Source organism: Aestuariimicrobium sp. G57, from assembly GCF_050110855.1.
In the GTDB taxonomy this organism is placed as follows: domain Bacteria; phylum Actinomycetota; class Actinomycetes; order Propionibacteriales; family Propionibacteriaceae; genus Aestuariimicrobium.
In genome coordinates this window covers 74815-81985 of record NZ_JBNINW010000009.1, presented here as the reverse complement: position 1 = coordinate 81985, position 7171 = coordinate 74815, and the positions used below count along the sequence as shown (strand labels likewise).

At 68.1% G+C, this 7171-nt stretch carries 6 protein-coding genes; 5 read left to right on the top strand and 1 reads right to left on the bottom strand.

Features of this window, described 5'->3' with window-relative positions:
* The first annotated feature begins 199 nt into the window (after window positions 1–199).
* From ACQCX5_RS14825 to ACQCX5_RS14815, 3 genes are read left to right on the top strand one after another with little or no spacing between them, the layout of a single operon-like run.
* Entirely contained in the window at window positions 200–919 is a 720-nt protein-coding gene (locus ACQCX5_RS14825; RefSeq protein WP_434541956.1) for a PRC-barrel domain-containing protein, read from the top strand.
* A 33-nt stretch (window positions 920–952) separates the two neighbouring features.
* On the top strand, window positions 953–1789 hold the full coding sequence (locus ACQCX5_RS14820) for a nucleotidyltransferase family protein (RefSeq protein ID WP_434541955.1): 837 nt from the start codon (window positions 953–955) through the stop codon (window positions 1787–1789).
* The gene (locus tag ACQCX5_RS14815) at window positions 1786–3036 is read left to right on the top strand and encodes a GHMP family kinase ATP-binding protein (protein ID WP_434541954.1); all 1251 of its coding nucleotides are present in this window, start codon (window positions 1786–1788) and stop codon (window positions 3034–3036) included. Before ACQCX5_RS14820 ends, ACQCX5_RS14815 begins: the two co-directional genes overlap by 4 nt.
* Window positions 3037–3049: 13 nt before the next feature.
* Here ACQCX5_RS14815 and ACQCX5_RS14810 read toward each other — a convergent pair whose 3' ends face one another.
* Window positions 3050–3991 (bottom strand): cation diffusion facilitator family transporter, encoded by a 942-nt coding sequence (locus tag ACQCX5_RS14810; protein ID WP_434541953.1) that lies wholly within the window; start codon window positions 3989–3991, stop codon window positions 3050–3052.
* Window positions 3992–4064: 73 nt separating this feature from the next.
* Here ACQCX5_RS14810 and ACQCX5_RS14805 point away from each other — a divergent pair, with 73 nt between their 5' ends.
* Together ACQCX5_RS14805 and ACQCX5_RS14800 are read left to right on the top strand one after the other, a co-directional pair.
* Window positions 4065–5519, top strand: coding sequence for a patatin-like phospholipase family protein (locus ACQCX5_RS14805; RefSeq protein WP_434541952.1), 1455 nt, complete (start codon window positions 4065–4067; stop codon window positions 5517–5519).
* On the top strand, window positions 5504–7033 hold the full coding sequence (locus ACQCX5_RS14800) for a DHA2 family efflux MFS transporter permease subunit (protein WP_434541951.1): 1530 nt from the start codon (window positions 5504–5506) through the stop codon (window positions 7031–7033). The genes ACQCX5_RS14805 and ACQCX5_RS14800 overlap by 16 nt, the downstream gene beginning before the upstream one ends.
* Window positions 7034–7171: the final 138 nt, after the last annotated feature.

Here is a 7171-nt window from a genome sequence, read left to right as displayed (position 1 = left end):
TGCGGCGCCGCAGGGCAAAGTTCCCGCCGAGGGGCAGACTTCCCGTGGACAGGCAATCTGCGGCGTGACCAGCCCCTGCGGACGAGAACCCGGTTGCGGGGTGTCGGCGCGCGTGCAAGGCGTCGGCTCACAACCCCGCTCGGACACGATTCGGTGACAACGGCCCGATGTGCCCCGGGCGCCCAGTAGTTTTCTTGCCATGACTGACATCAACCTGGATGAGTACTACGACGCCGTGGTGGTCGACAGCGACGGCGAGAAGGTTGGCGGCGTCGGCCAGGTGTTCCTGGACGAGCAGACCGGCCAGCCGTCGTGGGTGACCGTGCGCACAGGGCTGTTCGGCCTCAAGGAGAGCTTCGTGCCGCTGGTCGACGCACGACTCGAGGGTGGCGCACTGCACGTCGCGTTCACCAAGGACTTCATCAAGGAAGCGCCCCGCCAGGACCCGGACACCCCGATGACCGTCGCCGAAGAGGACGCCCTGCAGGCCTACTACGGCACCGAGGACGAGCCGGACAAGATCGCCAGCGCTGATGCCGCCGCCGGTGAGCCCGCTCCCACCGCTGCCGACCTGTACGCTGGCCAGTCGGTCCGGGCCGCGGAGGACACCACCCCCGCCGCCACCACCCCCGACGACACCGAACCCGACGATGAAGTGTCCGCCGTCGGCAACGAGACCCCGGCTGACGAGACTCCCGCTGACGAAGTACCGGCCGATGACGACGAGACCCCGACGCCCACCCCACCCGCGCAGGTCCCATCGTCCGAGCACAAGGACTGGGTTGAGCCCGAGAAGCACGTCTACGGCTTCCAGACCAACTTCGCCGAAGAGACCGAGGACGACCTGCTCGAGGATGAGTTGACGGATGAACCGGTCGAGGACGCTGAGCGACACGTCACGTTCGACCGCGAGGACTGACCGGCCGCTACGCGCCTGACTAGGATGTTCGCCATGAATCGTGCAGGCAATGGCGGCTGGGGCCGTCCCCATCGGGCCATCATCATGTCGCGCGGGCTCGGCACGCGCATGCGAGCGCACGCCGACGGCGTCGATCTTGACACCGATCAGCAGGCCGCCGCCGACGCCGGTGTGAAGTCGATGATTTCGGTGGGACGCCCGTTCCTGGACCACGTCATCAACGACCTCGCCGAGGCCGGCTATGACGAGGTGTGCCTGGTTATCGGGCCCGAACACCAGCTGATCCGTGACTACTACGACCAGCTGGACACCCACCGCGTGAAGGTCAGGTATGCGGTGCAGCAGGAGCCCCTCGGCACCGCCAATGCCGTCTGGGCCGCGCGTGACTTCGCCGACGGTGACCGCGTGCTGGTGATCAATGCCGACAACCACTACCCGGCATTGGCCGTCGAGCAGCTGTGCACCGTTCCCGGGGCCGGCACGCTGGGCTTCGACCGTGAGGCCCTGGTCGCGCAGTCGAACATCTCGGCCGAACGCATCAAGGCGTTCGCGGTGATCACCCGCGACGAGTCCGACCAGTTGACGGGCATCGTCGAAAAGCCGGACGAGCAGACGCTCGCCGCACTTGGCCCGCACGCGCTGGTGTCGATGAACTGTTGGCTGCTCACCCCCACGATCGTCGAGGCCTGCGGTCAGGTCGAGCCGTCGGCCCGGGGCGAACGCGAACTCGTCGATGCCGTGCGCAACAGCGTCGCCGCAGGCGAACCCGTGCAGGTGATCCCCGTCAAGGCGGGCGTGCTCGACCTGTCGAGCCGCCTCGACATCGGCACCGTCACCGCCATGCTCGCCGGCGTGGAGCCCAACCTGTGACCGAGGACGCCGCAGCCGCGCCGTCACCGCTGGGGTGGTTCGCGCCGGGGCGCATCGAAGTACTGGGCAAGCACACCGACTACGCCGGCGGGCGTTCACTGCTGGCCGCCGTCGACCGGGGCGTCGCCGTGCACCTCACCCCTGCCGACAGGGGTATCACCGCCCGCAGCGGGGCCCTGCCCGATGCGGTGACGATCGAGCCGAACCCGGGGGGGACAAACTCATCGTCCGCCCCGCCAGAGGGCCACTGGGGCAACTACGTGCAGACCGTGGTCGACCGGCTCACCGAGAACTTCGGCACCCTCGCGCCCGTGGCCATCACCGTCGACTCGAACCTGCCCCTGGCCAGCGGCATGAGCAGTAGTTCGGCGCTCGTCGTCGCGCTGGCCGTGTCGCTGGCCGAGTACAACGGGTTCACCGAGACGCAGCGCTGGCGTTCCCACATCCACTCCCCCGTCGACCTGGCCGGTTACCTGGCCTGTTTCGAGAACGGCATGAACTTCGGCGAGCTCACGGGCCGGCGTGGGGTGGGCACGTTCGGTGGGTCCGAAGACCACACCGCGATGACCTGCGCCACCCCCGACAGCCTCGGCCTGTTCAGCTTCGGCCCGATCACCCATGAGCGCACGCTGCCGTTCGCCGATGACCTGGCCTTCGTGGTCGCGGTCAGCGGCGTGACCGCCGAAAAGACCGGTGCCGCGCGCGACCTCTACAACCGCGCCGCCCTGGCCGTCACCGAGATCGTCCGACGCTGGAACGACGAGCCCGACCTGCCCACCGTCACCACGCTGGCACAGGCACTGCACTCCGACGTCGACGCAGACGCCCCCCTCGACCGGGCCCGACGCCTGCTGCTCGATTCACCCGAGCTGACCCGTCGGCTCGAGGCCTTCGTGGTCGAGTCCGAACAGGTCATCCCGTTCGCGGTCGAGGCGTTCGCTACGGCCGACTGGGCTGCCTTCGGCCGAGCCGTGGACGAGTCACAGCTGGCGGCCTCGGAATTGCTCGGCAACCAGGTGCCGCAGACAGAGTTCCTGGCCCGCAGTGCCCGTGAGCTGGGGGCGCTGGCGGCGTCCGGGTTCGGTGCAGGGTTCGGGGGCAGTGTCTGGGCGCTGGTCACGCGCGACCAGGCCGAGGCGTTCGCCGAGGACTGGCTGGCGCGCTACCTGGTCGAATTCCCACTGGTGGCGGGGCTGGCGACGACGCTGGTGACCCGTCCGGGCGGGCCGATCCGCCCGCTCGACTAGACCCCTCCCTTGACTAGACCTCGATGTCCTCATAGCTGCGCGGGTCCTCGATCGGTTCGAGGTGGATCAGCACGCGCAGTTCGGGCATGACCTGGCGCAGGGCCTCGGTGACGTCCTCGATCGCGTCGTGGCCCTGCTGCACCGTCCAGGTGCCGGGGACGAGCATGTGGCATTCCATGAAGCGGCGGTGTCCCGACTCACGCGAACGGTAGGCGTGGAAGATGATTTCCTCGCTCGAGAAGTTCTCGAGCACGGCCCGAAGCATCTGGTTGTCCTGCTTCGGCAACGAGACGTCCATCAGCCCGGCGGTCGACTCGGCGATCAGCTTCCACCCGGTGAACAGGATGTTCACGCCGACGGCGAAGGCGACGATGGCGTCGAGCCGGTCCCACTTGGTGAGCCAGACCAGGCCGACGCCGACCAGCACACCGGCCGAGGTGACGACGTCGGTCCACAGGTGCTTGCCGTCGGCGACCAGGGTCATCGACCGGTGCTTGCGCCCGGCCCGGATCAGCACGAACGCCACCGCGCCATTCACGAGCGAGGCCGCCACCGAGACGAGCAGGCCGATCCCGACCTGTTCCAGTGGCTGGGGGTTCAGGAAGCGCTCGGTGGCACTGACCATGATGACGGCGGCGGCCACAAAAATCATGACTCCCTCGACACCGGCCGAGAAGTATTCGGCCTTGGAATGGCCGAAGTGGTGGTTCTTGTCCGGTGGCCGCATCGCGACCGTGAGCGCCACCAGGGCGACGATCGCCGCGACCAGGTTGACCAGCGATTCTGCGGCGTCCGACAGCAGACCCACCGACCCCGTCACCTGCCACGCAATCGTCTTGAGCGCGATGGTGACCAGCGCCGCAGCAATCGACAACCATGCGAATTTGCGCAGGTCTGTTGGTTGCGGATGCCGGCTGGTGGTGGCTTCGATGATGGGTGCTGTGGTCTGGCTCACGTGCCAATTGTCTCAAAGCGCACCACGGACACCAAGGCAGGTGCCCCTTGCCCGTGCCCGTTAGGCTGACGCCATGGCGCGACTGTGGACGGGACTGCCCAAACTGGCCTGGGGCAACACCGCACCGAAGGACGAGCGACGACAGGGACTGGTGCTCAGCGGCGGGGGTGCCCGCGCGAGTTTCCAGATTGGTGCCCTGCGCTACCTGTACGACCGTGCGGGCATTCATCCCACGACGATGGTCGGCACGTCGGCCGGTTCGATCCTGACCGCGATGCTCTCGCAATACCTCGACCGTGACGAGCAGGTGGCTGCCCTCGGCCGGATCGAGGACCTGTGGTTGTCGATGACCCGGCAGGACCAGATGTTCGCCCCCCGCCCGTGGTTCCAGCGGCTGCAGGAACGCGGCGCCGAATGGGGCGCCGCCCTGGATCGCGGCGTGCGTCCCACGTCACCGGACGTGCCCGAACCGATCACGGACGACGAGGTCGCCGAAGCTGAAGAGCTCACGGGGCAGGCAAGGACATTGCAGTTGGCCACGACCGAACCCACGCTCACGAAGTCGAGCCTCACGGCGGCGCAGGTGTTGCCGCTGATGTCGCTGCTGCCCCGACTGCGCACTGCGGGCGGTGACATCTCGATGATCCTGCGCGGGGCCGATGCCTCCAGGTCGATGTTCTACCCGGGCGCGATCCTGTTGCGGTTGCTGGACGAGGAGTTCTTCAGCTCGGCCCGGGTGGCGACCAGCGGCGTGGTGGTGCGCATCTCGATGGTCGGGCTGGAGTCGGGCGAGCTGCGCTACATGACCGAGAAGGGCGAGTTGGTCGACCGCACCAACCAGCCGGTGGCCGCGGCGCCGGTGGTGGACCTGTCACTGGGTGCGCTGGCCTCGTGCTCGATCCCCGCGGTGTTCCCACCCGTGCAGATTGGCGACGACTGGTACGTCGACGGCGGCACCCGTGAGGCAACACCCGCCGAGATGGCCATGGGCCCACTCGAAGTGGACGACTGCTATGTGGTCGTCTCGGCACCCGTGCAGCATCCACCGGTGGGTTCATTCGCCAGCAAGTCGATGCTGAGCATCGTGCTGCGCTCGGTCGAGATCCTCACCGACGAGGCCGAACGCGATGAGGTCGCGCTCGCCCGGGGTGGCGGGGCGATGGTGATCGAGCCCGACCTGTTCGTGCACGACGCCACCACCGTCGACTGTGGGCTGACCCGCATCAACCGCGACTACGGCTGGTTGCGTGCCGCCGAGGCGCACCTGGGCCTGGGGCGCCGTGAAGAGACGCAGCACCGGCAGTTGATCGAGCTTCGGCTGAAGGCCCGCCTGCTCGAAGAGCGGGTGCTGGCCACGCCGGACGATGAAGAACTGCTGCTCGACCTGGCGAGGCTGAAGTTCACCATCCGCGACCACTTGAGCCTGCTGGATTCGTCCCGGCTGCCCGACGACGCGCAGACCTGGTGGCGCGACTGGGAATCACATGACCCCCGACCGGAGTTGAAGCCCACGTGGCTGAGTCATTAGCGGGCGAACCCGCTGCCCGCGAATCGCGGCAGGCATGGCTGGCGCTGTGGTCGCTGCTGTTCGGGTTCTTCATGATGCTGGTCGACTCGACCATCGTCTCGATCGCCACACCCACGCTGATGCAGGCGTTCGAGGCCGACGTGGGCGAGGTGGTCTGGGTGACCAGCGCCTACCTGTTGGCCTATGCGGTGCCGCTGCTGATCACCGGACGGCTCGGTGACAGGTTCGGGCCGAAGACCATCTATCTGGTGGGGTTGACGATCTTCACGCTGGCCTCAGTGGCCTGTGGACTGGCCTGGTCGATCGAAGCATTGATCGTGGCCCGGGTGGTGCAGGGCTTCGGCGCCGCGCTGCTGACCCCACAGACGATGGCGATCATCACCCGGCTGTTCCCGCCGCAGCGACGTGGCGCCGCCATGGGCGTTTGGGGTGCAACGGCAGGCGTGGCCACGCTCGCCGGCCCGCTGCTGGGTGGTGTGCTCATCGATGGCCTGGGCTGGGAGTGGATCTTCTTCGTCAATGCCCCCGTCGGTGTGGTCGGGTTCATCATGGTGGTGCGCAACGTGCCGGCGCTCGAGAAGCACGCCCACCGCTTCGACTGGCTCGGTGTGGTGCTGAGCGCCGTGGGGTTGTTCTGCATCGTCTTCGGCATCGAAGAGGGTCAGACCTATGCCTGGGGCCACATCTGGGGCCCGTTCTCGGTGTGGGGGCTGATCATCACCGGCGTGGTGGTGATGGTCGCGTTCGTGGTGTGGCAGGCGGCGCAGAAGGGTGAACCGCTGCTGCCGCTGCAGCTGTTCGGCGACCGCAACTTCGCCATGGCTAACGTCTCGGCGGCGGCCATGGGGGCGATGATCACGGCCATGGTGTTCCCGCTGCTGTTGTACGTGCAGAACGTGCGCGGGCTCGCGCCGACCCAGGCAGCCTTGTTGACGGTGCCCATGGCGCTGATCTCGGGCGGCCTGGCGCCGGTCGTGGGCAGGCTCATCGACAAGCGCGACCCGCGCCCGATTGCGGTGGCGGGTTTCGTGCTGCTGGCGGCGGCGCTGGTGTTGCACTCGGCGCTGATGCGCCCCGGGATGCCCGTGTTGTGGCTGCTGGTGCCCTATGGCCTGGTGGGGCTGGCCATGGGTGGCATCTGGGGGCCGTTGTCAGTCTCGGCCACCCGCAACCTGCCACCGCACTGGGCAGGTGCCGGGTCGGGGGTCTACAACAGCACGCGCCAGCTGGGCGCGGTGCTGGGGTCGGCCTCGATCGCCGCGGTGATGCAGTCGCGGTTGGCGGTGAACCTGACCGGTGCGGGCGCCGGGGCTGGCGACGGACATGGCGCCGGGGTCGGACGCGTGCCCGCGGTCATCGCGGCACCCTTCACGAAGGCGATGTCGGAATCGATGTGGTTTCCGGTGGCCGCTGCGGTGGTCGGCCTGGTGGGGGCGCTGTTGATGGCGCCGCACCGGGTGGCTGCGGACGGGGTTGGGGCCCCAGCGGGCCACTCGGTGGCTGGTCGGGGCTGATCGGGCCGAAGAACTCGCCCCCGTGCAACTTTGTCTGGTTGTTCGGGGCTGGCCGGCCGAAGAACTCGCACCAGCGCAACTTTGTCTGGTACGGGGTCGTCCCGGCCGACCCCACAAGCCCGGATCACCCACAAGCCC

Bases quoted from the DNA above. Each gene is read 5' to 3' on its own strand.
- ACQCX5_RS14825 (WP_434541956.1), top strand. From the start codon at position 200: ATGACTGACATCAACCTGGATGAGTACTACGACGCCGTGGTGGTCGAC.
- ACQCX5_RS14805 (WP_434541952.1), top strand. From the start codon at position 4,065: ATGGCGCGACTGTGGACGGGACTGCCCAAACTGGCCTGGGGCAACACC.
- ACQCX5_RS14820 (WP_434541955.1), top strand. From the start codon at position 953: ATGAATCGTGCAGGCAATGGCGGCTGGGGCCGTCCCCATCGGGCCATC.